The sequence below is a fragment of the Actinomadura montaniterrae genome (genome assembly GCF_008923365.1).
Classification (GTDB): domain Bacteria; phylum Actinomycetota; class Actinomycetes; order Streptosporangiales; family Streptosporangiaceae; genus Spirillospora; species Spirillospora montaniterrae.
Map to the genome: position 1 here is coordinate 1 of NZ_WBMR01000199.1, position 16,922 is coordinate 16,922.

Consider the following 16,922-nt stretch of genomic DNA (forward strand, 5'->3'; position numbering starts at 1 on the left):
CCCCGGCCGCGGCGACCGCCCCTGGAGTCTCGGATGCCATCGGTACCTCCGCGGAGCGTTTTTGAACTGACCGGTCAGTGCAAAGATAGCTCTCGCTGGAAACCGAACACACCCGACGAATCGGTGACATCAGACACGTGACCGCTCTACCGGCCGCCACACAGGTCAGCGGGCGTGACCTCGGTCACATCGGTTCGCCGGGCTCCGGCACTATTGGACGCGTCGTCTGATCTGCCAGACTTCGGGCATGACCGACTCGTCGCGCGCGACGCGCCGCCTCGCCGCCCTCATGGCCGGGATGGGCGCCGCCCACATGATCGCCCCCAGGCCGTTCGACGCGCTCATCCCGAAGCGGCTGCCCGGCAGCGCCCGGACCTGGATCTACCTCAGCGGCGCCGCCGAACTCGCGTGCGCCGCCGCGGTCGCCTACCCGCGCACCCGCCGCGCGGGCGCCCTCGCCACGGCCGGCCTCATGGCGGCCGTCTTCCCCGCCAACGTCAAGATGGCCTACGACTGGCGCGACAAGCCCCTCCCGCTCCGCGCCGCCGCCTACGGCCGCCTCCCCTTCCAGGCACCCCTCATCGGCTGGGCCCTGCACGTCGCCCGCAAGGCGGGCTGAGCGCGCCCCGCCGGCCCCGCGGACGCACGGCCGGTCCGCACCGGACGGTGCGGACCGGCCGAGGGCGCGGCTACTTCTGCGCGCTCCTACTTCTGCGCGCCGTACTTCGCGGACGTCTTGGCCAGCGCGGGGTAGCCCTGGTACTTCGAGTACGACTCGAAGATCGCCGTGTTGTTGCCGGCGGCGGACGGCAGGCCGGCGCGGAAGTCGGCGATCCCGTTGAGGATGCCGTTCCAGCCGCAGCCCGACGACTTCGGCACCGCGAACGCGTTGTCGACCGGCGTGGAGGCGAGCACGCCGTCGCCGATGTCGTGCGGCCCGGTACCGGTGATCGGCTTGTTGGGCGGCGGCGGGTCGGTGGTGGTGTAGGTCAGGTTCAGCACGATCGGGTCCGTGTCGCTGCCGATGAAGCAGGTGTCGCCGAGCAGCGGGTTGATCGTCTTGATCTTGAGCTTGAGGCGCAGCGCGACCGCGCCCTCGGGGGCCAGCTCCGGATCGGCGGCCAGCTGCGGCTGCGCGCTGATCTGCAGCAGCGGGATGAAGTCCGAGCCCTCGACGCCGAGCACGCCGCCCTTCACCCGCTGCGGCTCGGCCCGCATCGGGCCGAACACCGCCCACTGCTCCAGGGTGACCGGGTCGTAGCCGTTCGCCCAGGTCATCTTGATGGGCTGGGTGATCGTCTGGTCGATGCTCCCGATCTTCAGCTCCCCGCCGCCGATCACCGTCACGGTGCACAGCGCGAAGGTCGGATCGTAACCGGGCGGCAGCTGGTCGGCGGTCGGGCAGTCGCTGAAGTCCAGGCCGGGCGGGACGTCCGCGCTCGCCGGCCGGGACAGGCCGGCGACGGCCAGGGCGGCGAGCCCCGCGCCGAGCGCCGTGGCGGTGAGCCGCCTGAAGGGTGCTCTCATCGTGTCAACTCCATTGGGGGATGGAAGGCCCGCGCCCCACGGCGGGGGAGTGCGGGCGCGGGCCGGTTGCGGCGCTGCCGTCGCGCCGGGCTACGGGAGGTCGGTGTAGGTCTTGTAGGCGACGTACTGGTTGAAGATCGCCGTGTTGTGCCCGGCCGCCGAGGGCAGCCCGGCGTACAGGTTGACGGCCCAGTTCTCGACGCCGAGGTCCAGCCCGCAGCCGTCGGCCTTCGGCACGGCGAAGGCGTTGTCGACCACGGTGGTCTTCAGGACGGTCGGGTTGGTGCCGACGACCTCGGGCGGCGTACCGGAGATCGGGGTGTTCGGCGGCGGCGGGCTCGTCGTGCCGGGCGTGAGGTGCAGCGCGATCGGGTTCGCGTTCGACCCGATGTAGCACTTGCCGCCGAGCAGCGGGTTCTGCACGTTCACCTTGAGGTTCAGGTTCAGCGTGCCGCCGTCGGTGTTCAGGCCGCCCGCGTACTGCGGCTGGGCGTAGATGGCCGTGACGAACGGGTCGCCGAACAGCCCCGGCTGCACCTGGAACCGGCTCGCCTTGAACGAGCCGAAGATCGTGTACTCCTCCAGCGTCACGGGGTCGAAGCCGGTGGTGTAGGTGAGCGTGATCGGGGAGGAGATCGTCTCCTTGATGGACCCGAGCTGCATCGACCCGCCGGTGGTGACGGCGACGTTGCACTGCGCGTACGCCGGGTCGGCGCCGGACGGCAGGGCCGGGCAGGCGGAGAAGTCGAACGACGGCAGGGTGTCGGCGGACGCGGCGGGGGCCGTGGCGAGCCCGCCGAGCAGGCCGCCGGTGACGGTGAGGGCGGCGGCGCCGGCCTGGAGGCGGCGGCGGAGGGACAGGCGCATGGGTGCTCCGGGCGAAGAGGGTGGGACGGGCCGTGGGAGCACGGCCCGTCCCGTGGGGGTGGGTGTGGGGGTCAGAGGGACGGGATCACGGGCCGAGGACCAGGTCGGCGCCGCCCGGGTCGGTGACGATCTGGAAGTTGCCGTTGGCCGAGGCCGAGGCCGGGCACCGGCTGTCGCCGGAGATGAACTGCAGCGCCTGGCCCGCCAGCTTGCCCTGCCCGTGCGAGTTGGACGGGACCGGCTTGTTGGCGTTGGCCGGGTTGTAGACGTTGATGGTCAGCGGCGTGGAGGTCGTCAGGCCGTAGTGGCACTCCATGCTGGAGATGCCCCAGGCCGGCAGGGTGAGGATGGCCTTGACGTCCACCGACGGGTTCGGCGCGTTGATGGTGATCGTGCCGTCGCGGTTGCTCGCGTGCGTGGAGTCGTAGTCGACGTGGCCGCCGGTGTACGGCAGGTTGAGCGCGGTGACCGTGGTGGTGCCGCCGCGGTTGTTCGTGCAGCCGGTCAGCGACACGCTGTTGAGCTGCCCGCCGGTGCCGTCGGACTTGGTGTAGGCGCCGAGGGACGCGCCGGTGCAGGTGTTGATGATCGAGCCGAGGCTGCTGAGCCCGGACAGGGTCACGTTGCCGAGGTTGGTGGCGAGCACGTTCCCGGTGTAGGGCGAGCCGCCGGAGGTGATGGTGCCGGACGCGAACGCGGAGCCGGTCATGCCGATGAGCAGCGCGGTCGAGCCGATGAGCGGAATGGCGATTTTGCCGAGCTTTCTCATGCTGTCTCTTTCAGGGTGGGAGACGCGGGAGCGCGGGCGTCCGCACGGCCTGGGCCCGGGGCCGCGTCGGTGGACGCCGCGGCAACCGGACAGAATCATGAATGACGGCGTTCATCAAGAGGGGGGCCATTCCGGCGCGGCCCTCGACCGGGTTTCAGCTTTCGGGTTATGGCGGCGGTCGGTGTCCGAATATGACCGACGCTCCGGTGTGATAGCGGTCACGCTGCGTGGAGGCGGCCGGCGAACGCGCAGGTGCGCGGTGACCGGGTGGCCGCACCGGATCTGACTGGCCGGTCATTCCGGTTCCCGGTCCGGCTGGCCGTATCCGGCCACCGGTTTCGCCGACCTTCCCGGCGGCCGCTGGCATCGCGGGCTTCAACTGGACCAATGCGCCCCGCCGCCGCTCCGCCGCCGCAGCGGGCGGGGGGCGGGCCGGTCCGGGTGGGGCGCGCCGGACGCTAATGAAAAACGTCTGCGTTTCTGGAATTTGCGCGCCCGCTGCCAACTCCCGCGCGCCCGCCGGAATGGCCGCCGGCCGCCGCCCTACTCGCTCCGGGACGGCTGCGCCTCCCGCGCGGCGGATTCCGGTTCGCGGGCCGGGGCGTCCGGCCCCCAGCGCTCCGGGTCCGGCGCCGCGAACGTGTAGAGCAGGCCGTCGCGCAGGCCGGGCAGGCTTTCGGTCTCGCCGCGCGCGATCCGCGAGTACGCGACCTGGTAGATCCCGCCGACGATGGTCTCCGCCATCAGCTCCGGGTTCGGGTAGTGCGGGAACAGCTCGTGCATGTTGTCCGTCACGACCTGCGCGAACGCGGCCAGCGCCCGGTCCCGGCGCTCGGCCGCGAGCGGGCCGGCCGACATCGACTCCACCACGCACATCCGCGCCGCGCGCGGGTTTTCGGACAGGTAGCCCAGCAGCGCGCCCAGGCTCGCGCGCACCCGGCCGGGCGCGTCCGGCTCGCCCTGATAGGCCTCGACCACGCGGTCCATCATCTGCTCGACGATGACGTCACTGGCCCGCAGAAAGGCGTCGTCCTTGTTCTTGAAATGGACGTAGAACGTCGCCCGGGAAACGCCCGCATTGGCGATGATGGAATCGACGGTCAGGCTGCGGTATCCCGCGGTCCCGGCGATTTCCACGACGGCGGCGAGAATGCGCGCGACCTGGTGCCCGGCGACGTAGTCGCGGGACAGCCGGTGCCGCCCGGAGGGGAGCCGGCCGGGCGCCCGCCCGCGTCCGTCCGCGCCGTCCCGCTCCATGCCGCCCCTTCGCGTCGCCACTCCGGCGGATCGTCTCATGCCGCGACCCGCCCGCCCAGAGCCCGCGACACCGCCGGGCCGCGGCGTGCGCCCTCGTCCGGTACGGCACGAGGGCGGCACGCCGCGGCTCAGCGCACGGCGATCATGGCGGAGCCGTGCCCGAAGAGGCCCTGGTTCACCGCGATGCCGGCCCGGGCGCCCTCGACCTGGCGGCCCTCGGCCTGCCCGCGCAGCTGCCAGGTCAGCTCGCAGACCTGCGCGATCGCCTGCGCCGGGATCGCCTCGCCGAAGCTCGCGAGCCCGCCGCTCGGGTTCACCGGGACCCGGCCGCCGAGCGCCGTCGCGCCGGACCGCAGCAGCTCCTCGGCGCCGCCGACCTCGCACAGCCCGATGTCCTCGTACCAGTCGAGCTCCAGGGCCGTGGACAGGTCGTAGACCTCGGCGAGCGACAGCTCGTCCGGGCCGATGCCGGCCTCCTCGTAGGCGGCGTGCGCGAGCGAGGCCCGGAACGGGCGCTCCGGCTCGGGCACCGCGAGCGCCGAGTCGGTGGCGAAGTCGGGCAGGTCGACGACGGTCTTCGGGAACGTCGGCGTCACCGTCGACAGGCCGGACAGGCGCACCGGGTCCGCGATGCCGTGCTTGCGCGCGAAGTCCATCGACGTGAGCACCAGCGCGGCGCCGCCGTCGCTGGTCGCGCAGATGTCCAGCAGCCGCAGCGGGTCGGCGACGACGGCGGACTCGCGCACGTCCTCCAGCGTCACCTCCTTGCGGTACCGGGCGTTCGGGTTGGCGAGCCCGTGCCGGGCGTTCTTCACCTTCACGGCGGCGAAGTCGTCGAGCGTCGCGCCGTGGATCGCCATGCGGCGGCGCGCGTACAGCGCGAAGTAGATCGGGTTGGTGGCGCCGAGGAGGCGGAACCGCAGCCAGTCCGGGTCGTCCGGGCGGTCGCCGCCGACGGGCTTGAAGAAGCCCTTCGGCGCCGCGTCCGCGCCGACGACCAGCGCCACGTCGCACAGCCCCGCGAGGATCTGCGCGCGCGCCGTCGAGATGGCCTGCGCGCCGGACGCGCACGCCGCGTAGCAGCTGGACACCCGCGCGCCGTTCCAGCCGAGCGCCTGCGCGAACGTCGCGCCCGAGACGAACCCGGGGTACCCGTTGCGGATGGTGTCGGCGCCCGCCACGTACTGGACGTCCGGCCAGGTCAGCCCGGCGTCGGCCAGGGCGGCGCGGGCGGCGGCGAGACCGTACTCGACGAAGTTGCGCCCCCACTTGCCCCACGGGTGCATGCCCGCGCCGAGGACGGCGATGTCGCGGCTCACTGGACCGGCCTCCACATCCAGACGGTGTACTCGGCCTCGTCGTCCTCGTACAGGACGCCCTCGGTCAGCTCGACCTCCATGCCGACCTCCAGGTCGTCCACGGTGTGGCCGGGGGCCACCTGCCCGAGCACGACCATCTTCTCGGCGTCGAGCTCGACGGCCGCGACGGTGTACGGGACGAACGGGTCGGGCGAGACGTACGGGGCCGGCGGCTTGTAGCGCGAGTCGGCGTAGGACCAGATCCGGCCGCGCGCGGACAGCGCGTGCTCGGCCAGCTCCGAGCCGTCCTTCGGGCCGGTGCAGTGCGGGTTGCGGCAGGCCAGCTCGTTGCGCGGGAAGTAGGGCGTCCCGCAGGACGAGCAGCGGGTGCCGAGCAGCCGCACGTCCCCGCTCTCGGTCGTGAACCAGCCCTCGACGGCCGGAAGGCGTTTCTTGGCGGTGGTCGTCACGCGCGTACGGTAACAACCAAGCGCACGCTCACGACCGGGGGTGTCCCACCCAGCGGACACCTTTCATCCCGGCGGCGGCGAGCAGCGCGACACCGAGCAGGACCAGGACGTACAGGGCGGTTCCCGTCCAGTGGCCGTGCTCGTAGGCGACGCCGCCGGCGGTGCCGCCGATGCTGCTGCCGAGGTAGTAGGCGAACAGGTACAGGGCGGACGCCTGCGCGCGGGCCGTCGACGCCCGCCGCCCGACCCAGCCGCTGGCCACGGCGTGCGTCCCGAAGAACCCGACGGTGAACACCAGCAGCCCTACCCCGACCAGCGGCAGGACCGCCGGCAGCGTCAGGCACAGCCCGCACGCGGCGAGCACGAGCGACCCGGCCAGCACCTTCCGCCGCCCGGATCGGTCCGCGAGGATGCCGGCCCGCGCGGACGCCGCCGACCCCGCGACGTTCATCACCGCGATCAGGCTGACCACGGCGTACGGCAGGTGGAACGGGGCGTCCAGCAGCCGGTACGTCAGGAAGTTGTAGACGGTGACGAACCCGGCCATCGCGGTCAGCGCGATCAGGTAGAGGCGGCGCAGGCCGGGGTCGCGCAGGTGGGCGAGCAGCGGCCGGTAGTCGACGCGGGACGGCCGGAAGAACCGCGACGGCGGCAGCAGCAGCCAGAACGCGACCGTGAACGCGAGCGCCAGGAACCCGGTGGCGGCGAGCGCCCAGCGCCAGCCCGCGACGTCGGTGACCAGGCCGGGGACGAGGCGGCCGAGCACGCCGCCGATCCCGGTCCCGGCGACGTAGCGGCCCATGGCGCTGCCCAGGTGCTCGCCGTGCACCTCGTCGGCGAGGTAGGCCATCGCGACGGCCGGGACCCCGGCGAGCGCGAGGCCCTGGACGGCCCGCACGGCGGCGAGCGCGGGGAACGAGCCGCACAGCGGGATCAGCAGCCCGACCAGCGCGGACGCGACCGACGACACGATCATCACGCGGGTCCGGCCGTACCGTTCGGACAGCGAGCTGACCGGGATCACCGCGATCGCGACCGCGCCCGTGGCGAGCGAGACGAGCAGGCTCGACCGGGCGGGGGAGACGCCGAAGTCCGCCGACAGCTCCGGCAGCAGCGCCTGCGTGCAGTACAGCGACATGAACGTGGTGAGCCCGGCCGCGAACAGGGCGAGGTTGACGCGGCGCAGGCCGGGCGAGCCGAGCCGGTGCCGTTCGGGGACCTCCAGGGGCGGGGCGACGGTCATGGACTCCAGCGTCCGCTTCCTGGTCTCATGCGTCCAATGACAATTTGTGCGGAAACTGATGCGGATCCATCATGAGTGTATGGATCTGCAGAGTGTGCGGTGGTTCCTGGCGGTCGCGGAGCAGGGGCACGTGACGAACGCCGCGTCCGAGCTGCGCGTCTCCCAGCCCGGGCTGTCGCGCGCCATCGCCCGCCTGGAACGCGAGCTCGGCGCCCCGCTGTTCGACCGGGTCGGCCGCGGCGTCGCGCTGAGCCGGTACGGGCGGGTGTTCGCCGAGCACGCGCGGCGGCTCGTCGCCGAGGAGGAGGCGGCGCGGCGCGCGCTCGCGCAGGCCGCCGACCCGGAGCGCGGCGAGGTGTCGCTGGCGTTCCTGCACACGCAGGGCCCGTCGTTCGTGCCGGGCCTGATCCGCCGCTACCGGCGCGACCACCCCGGCGTCACGTTCCGGCTGAGCCAGGACAACTCCGAGCGGCTCGCCGCGATGGTGCTGGACGGCCGCGCCGACCTCGCGATCACCAGCCCGCCGCCGGGCGGCGCGGCGCTGGCCTGGCGGCCGCTCGTCACCGAGCGGCTGGAGCTCGCCGTGCCGGCCGACCACCGGCTGGCGGCGCGCCGCGGCGCCCGGGTGCGGGACGTGCTGGACGAGCCGTTCGTCGCCTTCCGGCAGGGCACCGGGCTGCGCGCGCTGACCGAGGAGCTGTTCGCGGCGTGCGGGGCGCGGCCGCGGGTCGCGTTCGAGGGGGAGGAGCACTCGACGGTCCGGGGGCTGGTCGCGGCGGGGCTCGGCGTCGCGATCGTGGCGCCGCCGCCGGCCGGCGAGGACGTCCCGGGCGTCCGGCACCTCGCGCTCGCCGACCCGGGCGGCGTGCGGACGATCGGGCTGGTCTGGGCGGCGGAGCGGACCCGGCCCCCGGTGGCGGAGGGGTTCCGGGCGTTCGTGCTGGAGCGGGGCGGTGAGCTGCGCGGGTCCGCTAACTGACTCGTCAGTCACTTCGGTACAGTGACGACCGAGCCTGATTCTGTTGCCGGGCCCGGCCCCCGCGCGGGGCCCGCCGAGAAGGGAAGTTGCGGATGCGGACTGGACTTCAGGGGAAGACCGCCCTGATCACCGGGGCCTCCCGGGGCATCGGGAAGGCGATCGCCGTCGCCCTCGCCGCCGAGGGCGCCAACGTCGTCATCTCCTCCCGCAAGCAGGAGTCGCTGGACACGGTCGCCGAGGAGATCCGCGCGGCCAGTCCCGGTGTCGGGGTGCTGGCGAAGGCCGCGCACGTCGGCCACGCCGACGAGGCCGCCGCCTGCGTGGACGCCGCCGTCGCCGAGTTCGGCGCCGTCGACGTCCTGGTCAACAACGCCGGAACCAACCCCTACTTCGGCCCGATGGCCGACATCGAGCCCGCCGCCGCCGCCAAGACCGTCGAGATCAACCAGTTCGCGATCGTCCAGTGGACCCAGCTGGCGTGGCGCGCGTCCCTCCAGGAGCGCGGCGGCGCGATCATCAACATCGCCTCCGTCGGCGGCATGGTCACCGAGCACGGCATCGGCTACTACAACGCCACCAAGGCGGCGGTGATCCACCTCAGCCGCCAGTTCGCGGTCGAGCTCGCGCCGAAGGTCCGCGTCAACTGCATCGCCCCCGGCCTGGTCAAGACGCACCTCGCCCGCGCCCTGTGGGAGAACAACGAGGAGCAGATCGGCAAGCACATGCCGCTCGGCCGCATCGGCGAGCCCGAGGACATCGCCAACGCCGCGGTGTTCCTGGCCGGCGACGCCTCGTCCTGGATGACCGGGCAGACCCTGGTCGTCGACGGCGGCTCCACCGTCCGGCCTTCGATCGCCTGAGGAGGGCGCACATGTCTCGCTGGGGACTGACCATTCCGCTGACCGGCGTCCCGCTCGCCGAGCACCGCGAGATCGTCGCGGGCCTGTCCGAGCTGGGCTACACCGACGCCTGGTCCGCCGAGACCAACGGCACCGACGCGTTCACGCCGCTCGCCCTGGCGTCCCAGTGGGACCCGGCGCTGCGCCTCGGCCCCGCGATCGTGCCGGTCTACACCCGCGGCCCCGCGCTGCTGGCCTCGCACGCCGCCACCCTCGCCGACCTCGCGCCCGGACGGTTCGTCCTCGGCATCGGCACCTCGTCCGACACGATCGTCGAGCGGTGGAACGGCATCCCGTTCACCGAGCCGTACAAGCGCACCCGCGACACCCTCCGCTTCCTGCGCAAGGCGCTCGCCGGCGAGAAGGTCAAGGAGGACTACGAGACCTTCTCCGTCAAGGGCTTCAAGCTGGAGAACGCGCCCGCGACGCCGCCGCCGATCGTGCTGGCCGCGCTGCGCCCCGGCATGCTGCGGCTCGCCGCCCGCGAGGCCGACGGCGCCATCACCAACTGGCTCGCCCCCAAGGACGTCCGGACGGTCCGCGGCGCGCTCGGCGACGACCCCGAGCTGGTCGCGCGGCTGTTCGTCTGCCCGACCGACAACGCCGAGGAGGCCCGCGGCATCGGCCGCTGGATGATCGCCGCCTACATGAACGTCCCCGTCTACCAGGCGTTCCACCAGTGGCTCGGCCGCGGCGAGGCGCTGCGCCCGATGAACGAGGCGTGGGCCGCCGGGGACCGCAAGAAGGCCCTGGAGGTCATCCCGGACGAGGTCGTCGACGACCTGATCGTGCACGGATCGCCGGCGGCGTGCCGAGCGCGGATCCGCGAATACGTCGACAACGGGCTCACCACCCCCGTCCTGGCGATCGTGCCGGGCGGCGGGCTGTCGCCGGCGGAGGCCGTGCGGGCCCTCGCGCCCAACGCCGGCTGAGAGCATCGTCACTCTTCGCGCCGAAAAGTTCGCCCGCCGTGATGGTTTACCGGACCTCGCAGTGGGGAGGGTGGGGCAGACCCCCATCCGAAACGAACCCCATGAGACGTGAGGAGCTGATCGTGCTCACGCTGACCAGCGGTGCCGTCCAGGTCATCAATACCGTGACCGCCAGCCCGGAGCTTCCGCCGGAGACCGGCATCCGCATCGAGTCCGGAGTCGATGGCTCGGACGCGCTGCGGCTGTCGGTGGCGCCCGCCCCGGAGGCCGGAGACCAGGTCGTCGAGGAGGAGGGCGCGAAGGTCTACCTGGAGCCGAGCGTCGCCCAGCTGCTGGACGACAAGACCCTCGACGCCCAGGTCGACCCGCAGGGCGACGTGGCCTTCACCATCGCCGAGGGAACCGCGATGTGACGTGACCGCCCGCCCCCGGGCGGGCCCGAGACGAGGGGCCGGGGCGCCGATCCACCCGATCGGCGCCCCGGTTTCGTCGTGTCAGCGGACGGCCGCCACCACGGCCACCACCGCGAAGACGAACGCCGCCGTCGTCAGCACCAGGAAGGCCGCGATCACCGCGCAGGCCAGCCCGCGCGGCTGGTCGCGCCAGGTTCCGTAGCGGTCGCGCACCTGCCGGTCCAGCTCCCTCCGCCGCGCCCGGCGCTCGTCGTCCTCCGGGTCTCGCGATGGCGGCGTCGTCACGGTCGCAAGTCTTGCAGAACCCGCCTCGCGGAGCGGCCCGCGCTCAGCCATTCTCGGGGAAGGACGGGTGCGGGCCGAGGGCCCAGTACTCGAACAGCCCGTGGCCGGTCGCCGCGTCCCCGGGCTCGGCGCCGTCCAGGTACTCGTAGCGCCCGACGGCGTCGACCATGCCCCACATGCGGGCGGCGTCGTCCGGCTTGCGGGTGTCGTAGGTGACGCCCTGCACCTTGAGGTCCGGCCCCTGGTACATGCCGTGCTTCCAGTCGGGCTCCAGCCCGTACCCTGTGCCGACCATCAGGTGGACGGGCAGGATCGGCGTCGCCCGGACCTCGAACGGTTCCCCGGCCGGCGGAGCGAACCGCAGCGTCGCCGTCACCACGTCCCGCGTGCCCTCCGCGTATTCCGGACGGTACTCGGGACGGCCCAGGTACTCGGGCTCGCGGCCGTCCGGCCAGACGCGCACGGCCTCCTCCAGCAGCCGCCGGCCCTTCTCGTCCTCCTGGAGGATGCAGAGGATCGAGTGGTCCTCGAACTGCATCGGCGCGTACAGCCAGTAGAACGTCCCGGCGTTCTTCACCTGGATGCCGGGCGGTTCCGGCTCGCCGACGGGCCGGATGCCCCAGGAGCGGTCGCGCGAACCCCACCAGCGGTCCGGCGTCACGTCGATGGTCTCGCCCTCGACGGTGATCGTGCCCGTCCAGCGGCCCGTCTGCGCGAGGCGCCGCGAGTCGAACACGACCCGTTCCTGCCAGCGCAGGTAGTGCGGCGGCTCCAGCGTCGCGGGGATCGCGCCGTCCCAGGTCAGGTCGAACGACAGGCCGTGCTCGGTCTCGTCCAGCACGACCCGCAGCCGCTTCAGCCCCTCGATCACCTCGACCCGGAACGGCCCGACCGTCGTGTCCATCCGGTCGTTCCCGAGCTCCCGCGACGCCCGCACCACCTTGTGCAGCGGGCCCCGCCGCACGACCGCGAACGCGTCCATCACCCCGAGGTTCGGGTACTGGCCGACGCCGATGAGCATCATCAGCTCGTCCGAGCAGCCGTGGACGTTGAAGTAGTAGCGGTCGTAGAAGTTGCGGTCCGACGTCGTGACGTGCCGCATCACCTCGGGCGCCTGGTGGATCGGATAGTCGTCGAGCGGGGAGAGGGGAGCTGCTTGCGTGGGGATGTTCATGAGTGTCCAGACATGTTCGAAGGACATGACTTAAAGTACATGCCATGTTGCAGTCTGTCGCCGAAGGCGGAGTGCCGTCCGGCGGAGGCGCGGGGACCCGGGTGGGCTCTTTCAGCGCGCCGTTCGTCGCGGCGGGCCCGTCGGGAGTGGCAGTGCGTGACCGTCTCAAAGGCCTGACCGAACAGGACGAGCGGGTGCTGCGATTGGTCGGTGCGCATCTGGGGTCGCTGTGCGCCCGGGATTTGAAGGCCCGCTGCGCTGACGGTGTCGAGCACGGCCCCGATGGTTGGGCGGCACGTAAGCGGAATTTGACGGCCGGGTCGTCGGCGCGGTGGGCCGGTTCGATCACCAAGGCCACGAATGATCAGTGGGCGCTGGCGCGGCGGGGCCACCTGGCACACCTGCGGTCTCTGGAAGCCGGAATGCGGACGCTGGAGCACCGGCTGTCCCTGCCGATCGGCGCGAAGGGCGGCGAGGGGGCGCCGGGGGGCTATCGCACCCGGCGCGAATGGTTCGCCAAGTCGCGCCGCCTGGCCCTCATGAGGGAACGGCTCGTCGCCGCACGGGCGGACTGGGACGCTGGGGTCGTGCGCGTGGTGCGGGGCGGCCGGAGGCTGCTGACAAGCCGTCACCATCTGGATAAGGCCGGGCTCACCGAAGCCGAGTGGCGGCAGCGATGGCAGGCCTCGCGGTGGTTCCTGCAGGCCGATGGCGAGTCGGGCAAGCGGTACGGCAACGAGACCATCCGCGTCACCCCCGCCGGGGAGGTGTCGATTCGGCTCCCGGGCCCGCTCGCGCATCTGGCTAACGCGCCGCACAGCAGGTACGTGCTGACGGCCCGCGTTGCTTTCCAGCACCGGGGTGCCGAGTGGGCCGACCGCGTCGAGGGAAACCGGGCGGTCGCCTATCGCATCCACCTGGACATCGGCCGCGGCCGCTGGTATTTGACCGCGTCCTGGCGGCGCGCCGCCGTCTCCGGGATCCCGCTGGAGACGGCACGCGCGCGCGGCATCGTCGGGGTCGACACCAATGCCGATCACTTCGCCGCCTGGCGCCTGGACCGCCACGGCAATCCGGTCGGCCGACCGCGCCGCTTCGACTACGACCTGTCCGGGCCGGCGCCACATCGGGATGCGCAGGTCCGGCATGCCATCACCCGCCTGCTGCACTGGGCCGCCTCTTGCGGGGTCGCCGCGATCGGCATCGAAGACCTGGACTTCACGGCGGAGAGAACGCGGGAGAAGTACGGCCGACGCGCGCGGTTCCGGCAGTTGGTCTCCGGGATGCCGACCGGGAAGCTGAAGGCCCGGTTGGCGGCGATGGCAGCCGAGGTCGGCCTGGCCATCGTGGCCGTGGATCCCGCATACACCACCAAGTGGGGTGCGCAGTACTGGCGCGAGCCGATGGGCACCCCGCACCGCAAGGTCTCCCGGCACGATGCGGCGAGCATCGCGGTCGGGCGACGCGCCCTTGGGCACCCGGTCCGGCGACGGACGGCACCGCCCCGCCATCACCAGAGCGATGATGCCGGGTATCGGACCGTCCAGGCCGACCGCGGTGACCGGCGGCGCGAGAGATCCCGCCACCCCGTCACGGAGCCTGCACACGATGCATGTCCCCGGACGCGGGCAATGAGAAAGCGGGAGACCAGCGCGTCCAGCACCGTTCGGGACGCGCGCAGTCCCGGAAGACGGGCACGAAGCCCGCTCCCGGACACTGTGTAGGAACGGTCACGCGTCGCCTCCGAGGATGCGTGCGAGCAGCTGCGTGCAGTTGTTGTTGTAGGGGAAGTCGGACTCCTCGTCGATCCAGCCGAAGTCGATCATCGCCTGGCCGATCCGCGCCATGATCACCGAGAACTTGAAGCCGGAGAGGATCTCGTAGTACGGCATGTCCCGCACCGGCCGTCCGAGCAGCTCCTCGTAGCGGGCGATCGTGCCGGCGTAGGGCGGGAAGCCGTCCAGCCGGGCCGCGCCGACGCCCTCGGAGTGGTGCCGGTCCAGGAACATGAACCAGGCGAGGTCCTCCTCCGGCGCGCCGAGCATCGCCGTCTCCCAGTCCAGCACGGCCGCCGGCACGCCCGACTGGAAGATCACGTTGCCGATGCGGGCGTCGCCCCACAGCGCGACCGGCGGGTCCGGCTCGTCGGGACGGTTCGCCTTCAGCCACTCCAGGGCCTTCAGCGCCGTATCCTGCGGGCCCTTGTACGCCCAGTGCAGGTAGTGCTCGTAGTAATTGAGCCGCTGCTCCAGCCCGGGCGCGCCCCACGCGGGCATGTTGAGGAAGCCGAGGCCGAGTTCCTGCACGTCCAGCCGGTGCAGGCGCGCGATGATCTCCAGCGTGGACCACCACATCGCGGCCCGCTCGTCCGGCGCGACCTCGGTCACCCAGCCGTCCATGTGGTACGGCGGCATGTCCGTCGGGACCTGGCCGTCGATCCGTCCCATCACGAAGAACGGCGCGCCCAGCACGCCGTCGGACGGCTCGTACCAGCGGATCGGCGGTACCGGGATGTCGGTCCGCTCGTCCAGGATCCGCATCAGCCGGTACTGCTCCTCGAACCGCGGCTCGGGGAAGATCTGGTAGTTCGCGGGCGCGACCCGCGCCACGTACGGCTCGCGCCTGCGCGCGCCGTCCTCGGTCCACTCGGCGTCGAACATCAGCGTCTCGCTGGAGAAGCCGCTGGTCTGCGGCGTCTCCAGGTGCGGGAGCGCCGCGCCGGGCAGCCGCTCGCCGAGCCAGTCCGCCAGGGCGGTCCGGGTGACCTCGGGATCGCGTTGGTCGGGAACGGGCATGCGCCGCCTCCTCGGTCCGGTGACGCCCGAACTAGAACGCGTTCTAGTGGCGTTCACCGTGTTGTATCAGCGGGGACAAGACCGGTCAATGTTCCCGACATAGTCGGCCGGGGGGAGCGGGGGGCGTTCCCCCCTCGGGAGGCACCGGTCCGGACCTGCGTGGAAAACTGGATCAATGCGTCTCACCAAGCTCGGCCACGCGTGCGTCCGGCTCACCGAGGACGACCGCACCCTCGTCATCGACCCCGGCGGCCTCACCGGGGACGCCGACCCGTACGCCGGCGCCCAGGCCGTCCTGATCACCCACGAGCACTTCGACCACTTCGACGCCGACGGCCTGCGCGCGGCCATGGCCGCCGACCCCGCGCTGGAGGTCTGGACGTCCCGCGCCGTCGCGGAGAACCTCGCCGACCTCGGCGGGCGCGTCCACCAGGTCGGCCACGAGGACGCCCTCACCGTCGCCGGGTTCGACGTCCACGTCTACGGCGAGGACCACGAGATCATGCACCCGGACCTGCCGCCGGTCCCGAACGTCGGCTTCCTGGTGGACGGCGAGGTGTTCCACCCCGGCGACGCGCTCACCGTCCCCGGCGAGCCCGTCCCGACCCTGTGCCTGCCGGGCAACGCGCCCTGGATGCGGGCCGTCGACCTGTACGAGTACGCCCGCGCCGTCCGCCCGGAGCGCGCCTTCGCCGTCCACGACGGGCTGCTCAACGACGTCGGCCTCTCGGTGATGGAACGTGTTCTGACCGGCGCCGGCGAGGAGCTCGGCCGGGAGTTCCGCCGCGTCGCGCCCGGCACCACCGTGGACCTGGCCCGCCCGTGACCCGTCCCGCGAACCCCCCGTCCCCCCGGGCCGTCCAGGCGGTCTTCTTCGACATCGGAGAGACGCTGATCAACGAGGGCGAGATCTACGGGCGCTGGGCCGACTGGCTCGGCGTCCCGCGGCACACGTTCCTCACCAAGCTCGGCGCGATCCTCGCCGCCGGCGGCACCCACATGGACCTGTTCCGGTACTTCCGGCCGGACTTCGACCTGGAGGCGGAGCAGAAGCGCCGCGAGGAGGCGGGCGTGCCCAACGGGTTCGGCGCCGACGACCTGTACCCGGACGCGCGGGCCTGCCTGACGGCGCTGCGCGACCAGGGCCTCTACGTCGGCATCGCCGGGAACCAGCCGGTGCAGGCCGCCGAGCAGATGGAGGCGCTCGGGCTGGACGCCGACGTCATCGGCATCTCCGACGTGTGGGGCGTCCAGAAGCCGGCGACGGAGTTCTTCGAGCGCTGCGCGCAGATCGCCGACGTGCTGCCGGACCGCGTCCTGTACGTGGGGGACCGCATCGACAACGACATGCGGCCCGCCGTCGCGTTCGGGATGAAGGCCGCGTTCCTGCGGCGCGGCCCCTGGGGCCACATCCAGCGGGACGACGAAACGCTCGCCGAGTGCCTGTTCGTCCTGGACGACCTGGAGAGCCTCCCCGCGCTCGTCGCCCGCCACAACGCCGCCCCTTAGGGAACGTCCCGTAGCCCGCGAGGGGGACGGCCGAAGGGTCCGGAAGGGGGATGTGGGGTCGGATGCCCGGTTCGTAGCGTGGATGGTGTGGCCGCGAGAACCGCGGCCCCCGGGCCGCCGAGGCCCGGCGTTCACCGAGGGTATCGGGGAAGAAGGAAACATGAACGGCCTCTATCGTCCGCGTCACGGCCGGGTCATCGGCGGTGTCTGCGCCGGGCTGGCCCAGCGGTTCGGCATGGCGCCGTGGACCGTCCGGCTGCTCGCCCTGCTGTCCTGCCTGCTGCCGGGCCCGCAGTTCGTGGTCTACCTGGTGCTGTGGGTGATGCTGCCGGACGAGGACCACCACGTCGCGCGCGCCCACTAGAGTCAGCGCGCACTGATCAAGATCATCGGAATCGCTCGACCGGGCCCGCCCTTGGGTGTTAGATCGGGGCACAGCATCACAGGGGCGGCGGCACCGCGAGCGGGCGGCACCGCGGCCCCGGGGAAGGAGCCGCGGTGCCGG

The 16,922-nt window shown here is 72.4% G+C and carries 19 protein-coding genes; 9 read left to right on the top strand and 10 right to left on the bottom strand.

Annotated elements, in window-relative coordinates:
• Window positions 1-247 precede the first annotated feature (247 nt).
• Window positions 248-619 carry a DoxX family protein gene (locus F9B16_RS39940; RefSeq protein WP_151545470.1) on the top strand — a complete coding sequence of 124 codons (372 nt, stop codon included), beginning with the start codon at window positions 248-250 and terminating at the stop codon, window positions 617-619.
• A gap of 86 nt (window positions 620-705) precedes the next feature.
• On the opposite strand, the gene F9B16_RS39945 is transcribed toward F9B16_RS39940, so the two are convergent.
• The 7 genes from F9B16_RS39945 to F9B16_RS39975 all read right to left on the bottom strand — a co-directional run bounded on the left by F9B16_RS39945 (window position 706) and on the right by F9B16_RS39975 (window position 7,431).
• Window positions 706-1,527, bottom strand: a complete 822-nt coding sequence (locus tag F9B16_RS39945) for a hypothetical protein (protein ID WP_151545471.1) — start codon at window positions 1,525-1,527, stop codon at window positions 706-708.
• Window positions 1,528-1,617: 90 nt separating this feature from the next.
• Window positions 1,618-2,394: a hypothetical protein gene (locus F9B16_RS39950; protein WP_151545472.1), complete on the bottom strand. Its 777-nt coding sequence runs from the start codon at window positions 2,392-2,394 to the stop codon at window positions 1,618-1,620.
• An 85-nt stretch (window positions 2,395-2,479) separates the two neighbouring features.
• The gene (locus F9B16_RS39955) at window positions 2,480-3,163 is read right to left on the bottom strand and encodes a hypothetical protein (RefSeq protein ID WP_151545473.1); all 684 of its coding nucleotides are present in this window, start codon (window positions 3,161-3,163) and stop codon (window positions 2,480-2,482) included.
• A gap of 543 nt (window positions 3,164-3,706) precedes the next feature.
• Window positions 3,707-4,441: a TetR/AcrR family transcriptional regulator gene (locus F9B16_RS39960; protein ID WP_225992363.1), complete on the bottom strand. Its 735-nt coding sequence runs from the start codon at window positions 4,439-4,441 to the stop codon at window positions 3,707-3,709.
• A gap of 107 nt (window positions 4,442-4,548) precedes the next feature.
• Entirely contained in the window at window positions 4,549-5,706 is a 1,158-nt protein-coding gene (locus F9B16_RS39965) for a lipid-transfer protein (RefSeq protein WP_151545485.1), read from the bottom strand.
• A 29-nt stretch (window positions 5,707-5,735) separates the two neighbouring features.
• Window positions 5,736-6,188, bottom strand: coding sequence for a Zn-ribbon domain-containing OB-fold protein (locus F9B16_RS39970; RefSeq protein ID WP_151545474.1), 453 nt, complete (start codon window positions 6,186-6,188; stop codon window positions 5,736-5,738).
• Window positions 6,189-6,216: 28 nt separating this feature from the next.
• Window positions 6,217-7,431 (bottom strand): MFS transporter, encoded by a 1,215-nt coding sequence (locus F9B16_RS39975; protein WP_151545475.1) that lies wholly within the window; start codon window positions 7,429-7,431, stop codon window positions 6,217-6,219.
• Between the two features lie 79 nt (window positions 7,432-7,510).
• Here F9B16_RS39975 and F9B16_RS39980 point away from each other — a divergent pair, with 79 nt between their 5' ends.
• The 4 genes from F9B16_RS39980 to F9B16_RS39995 all read left to right on the top strand — a co-directional run bounded on the left by F9B16_RS39980 (window position 7,511) and on the right by F9B16_RS39995 (window position 10,654).
• Window positions 7,511-8,410 (top strand): LysR family transcriptional regulator, encoded by a 900-nt coding sequence (locus F9B16_RS39980; protein WP_151545476.1) that lies wholly within the window; start codon window positions 7,511-7,513, stop codon window positions 8,408-8,410.
• Window positions 8,411-8,502: 92 nt separating this feature from the next.
• Window positions 8,503-9,270 carry an SDR family oxidoreductase gene (locus F9B16_RS39985; protein ID WP_151545477.1) on the top strand — a complete coding sequence of 256 codons (768 nt, stop codon included), beginning with the start codon at window positions 8,503-8,505 and terminating at the stop codon, window positions 9,268-9,270.
• Between the two features lie 11 nt (window positions 9,271-9,281).
• A complete protein-coding gene (locus F9B16_RS39990) occupies window positions 9,282-10,241 on the top strand; it encodes an LLM class F420-dependent oxidoreductase (protein WP_151545478.1) in 960 nt (319 codons plus the stop codon).
• Between the two features lie 101 nt (window positions 10,242-10,342).
• A complete protein-coding gene (locus F9B16_RS39995) occupies window positions 10,343-10,654 on the top strand; it encodes a Fe-S cluster assembly protein HesB (protein WP_194737570.1) in 312 nt (103 codons plus the stop codon).
• An 81-nt stretch (window positions 10,655-10,735) separates the two neighbouring features.
• Here the strand turns inward: F9B16_RS39995 and F9B16_RS40000 are convergent, their stop codons facing one another.
• Window positions 10,736-10,939: a hypothetical protein gene (locus tag F9B16_RS40000; RefSeq protein ID WP_151545479.1), complete on the bottom strand. Its 204-nt coding sequence runs from the start codon at window positions 10,937-10,939 to the stop codon at window positions 10,736-10,738.
• Between the two features lie 43 nt (window positions 10,940-10,982).
• A complete protein-coding gene (locus tag F9B16_RS40005) occupies window positions 10,983-12,140 on the bottom strand; it encodes a hypothetical protein (protein WP_225992364.1) in 1,158 nt (385 codons plus the stop codon).
• A gap of 17 nt (window positions 12,141-12,157) precedes the next feature.
• Here F9B16_RS40005 and F9B16_RS40010 point away from each other — a divergent pair, with 17 nt between their 5' ends.
• A complete protein-coding gene (locus tag F9B16_RS40010) occupies window positions 12,158-13,837 on the top strand; it encodes a transposase (protein WP_225992365.1) in 1,680 nt (559 codons plus the stop codon).
• A 6-nt stretch (window positions 13,838-13,843) separates the two neighbouring features.
• On the opposite strand, the gene F9B16_RS40015 is transcribed toward F9B16_RS40010, so the two are convergent.
• Window positions 13,844-14,908 (bottom strand): phosphotransferase family protein, encoded by a 1,065-nt coding sequence (locus F9B16_RS40015; RefSeq protein WP_151545480.1) that lies wholly within the window; start codon window positions 14,906-14,908, stop codon window positions 13,844-13,846.
• Window positions 14,909-15,083: 175 nt separating this feature from the next.
• On the opposite strand from F9B16_RS40015, the gene F9B16_RS40020 reads away from it, so the two are divergent.
• The 3 genes from F9B16_RS40020 (at window position 15,084) to F9B16_RS40030 (ending at window position 16,781) form a co-directional block, all read left to right on the top strand.
• Window positions 15,084-15,734, top strand: coding sequence for an MBL fold metallo-hydrolase (locus F9B16_RS40020; RefSeq protein ID WP_151545481.1), 651 nt, complete (start codon window positions 15,084-15,086; stop codon window positions 15,732-15,734).
• Complete coding sequence (locus F9B16_RS40025; RefSeq protein WP_151545482.1) at window positions 15,731-16,417, top strand: HAD family hydrolase; 687 nt, start codon at window positions 15,731-15,733, stop codon at window positions 16,415-16,417. The genes F9B16_RS40020 and F9B16_RS40025 overlap by 4 nt, the downstream gene beginning before the upstream one ends.
• A 160-nt stretch (window positions 16,418-16,577) precedes the next feature.
• On the top strand, window positions 16,578-16,781 hold the full coding sequence (locus tag F9B16_RS40030) for a PspC domain-containing protein (protein WP_151545483.1): 204 nt from the start codon (window positions 16,578-16,580) through the stop codon (window positions 16,779-16,781).
• Window positions 16,782-16,922: the final 141 nt, after the last annotated feature.

Excerpts from the sequence above, each read along its gene's own strand:
- F9B16_RS39940 (WP_151545470.1), top strand. The coding sequence starts at position 248 with ATGACCGACTCGTCGCGCGCGACGCGCCGCCTCGCCGCCCTCATGGCC.
- F9B16_RS39945 (WP_151545471.1), bottom strand. The coding sequence starts at position 1,527 with ATGAGAGCACCCTTCAGGCGGCTCACCGCCACGGCGCTCGGCGCGGGG.
- F9B16_RS39950 (WP_151545472.1), bottom strand. The coding sequence starts at position 2,394 with ATGCGCCTGTCCCTCCGCCGCCGCCTCCAGGCCGGCGCCGCCGCCCTC.
- F9B16_RS39955 (WP_151545473.1), bottom strand. The coding sequence starts at position 3,163 with ATGAGAAAGCTCGGCAAAATCGCCATTCCGCTCATCGGCTCGACCGCG.
- F9B16_RS39965 (WP_151545485.1), bottom strand. The coding sequence starts at position 5,706 with ATGCACCCGTGGGGCAAGTGGGGGCGCAACTTCGTCGAGTACGGTCTC.
- F9B16_RS39975 (WP_151545475.1), bottom strand. The coding sequence starts at position 7,431 with ATGACCGTCGCCCCGCCCCTGGAGGTCCCCGAACGGCACCGGCTCGGC.
- F9B16_RS39980 (WP_151545476.1), top strand. The coding sequence starts at position 7,511 with ATGGATCTGCAGAGTGTGCGGTGGTTCCTGGCGGTCGCGGAGCAGGGG.
- F9B16_RS39985 (WP_151545477.1), top strand. The coding sequence starts at position 8,503 with ATGCGGACTGGACTTCAGGGGAAGACCGCCCTGATCACCGGGGCCTCC.
- F9B16_RS39990 (WP_151545478.1), top strand. The coding sequence starts at position 9,282 with ATGTCTCGCTGGGGACTGACCATTCCGCTGACCGGCGTCCCGCTCGCC.
- F9B16_RS39995 (WP_194737570.1), top strand. The coding sequence starts at position 10,343 with ATGAGACGTGAGGAGCTGATCGTGCTCACGCTGACCAGCGGTGCCGTC.
- F9B16_RS40005 (WP_225992364.1), bottom strand. The coding sequence starts at position 12,140 with ATGTCCTTCGAACATGTCTGGACACTCATGAACATCCCCACGCAAGCA.
- F9B16_RS40010 (WP_225992365.1), top strand. The coding sequence starts at position 12,158 with ATGTTGCAGTCTGTCGCCGAAGGCGGAGTGCCGTCCGGCGGAGGCGCG.
- F9B16_RS40015 (WP_151545480.1), bottom strand. The coding sequence starts at position 14,908 with ATGCCCGTTCCCGACCAACGCGATCCCGAGGTCACCCGGACCGCCCTG.
- F9B16_RS40020 (WP_151545481.1), top strand. The coding sequence starts at position 15,084 with ATGCGTCTCACCAAGCTCGGCCACGCGTGCGTCCGGCTCACCGAGGAC.
- F9B16_RS40030 (WP_151545483.1), top strand. The coding sequence starts at position 16,578 with ATGAACGGCCTCTATCGTCCGCGTCACGGCCGGGTCATCGGCGGTGTC.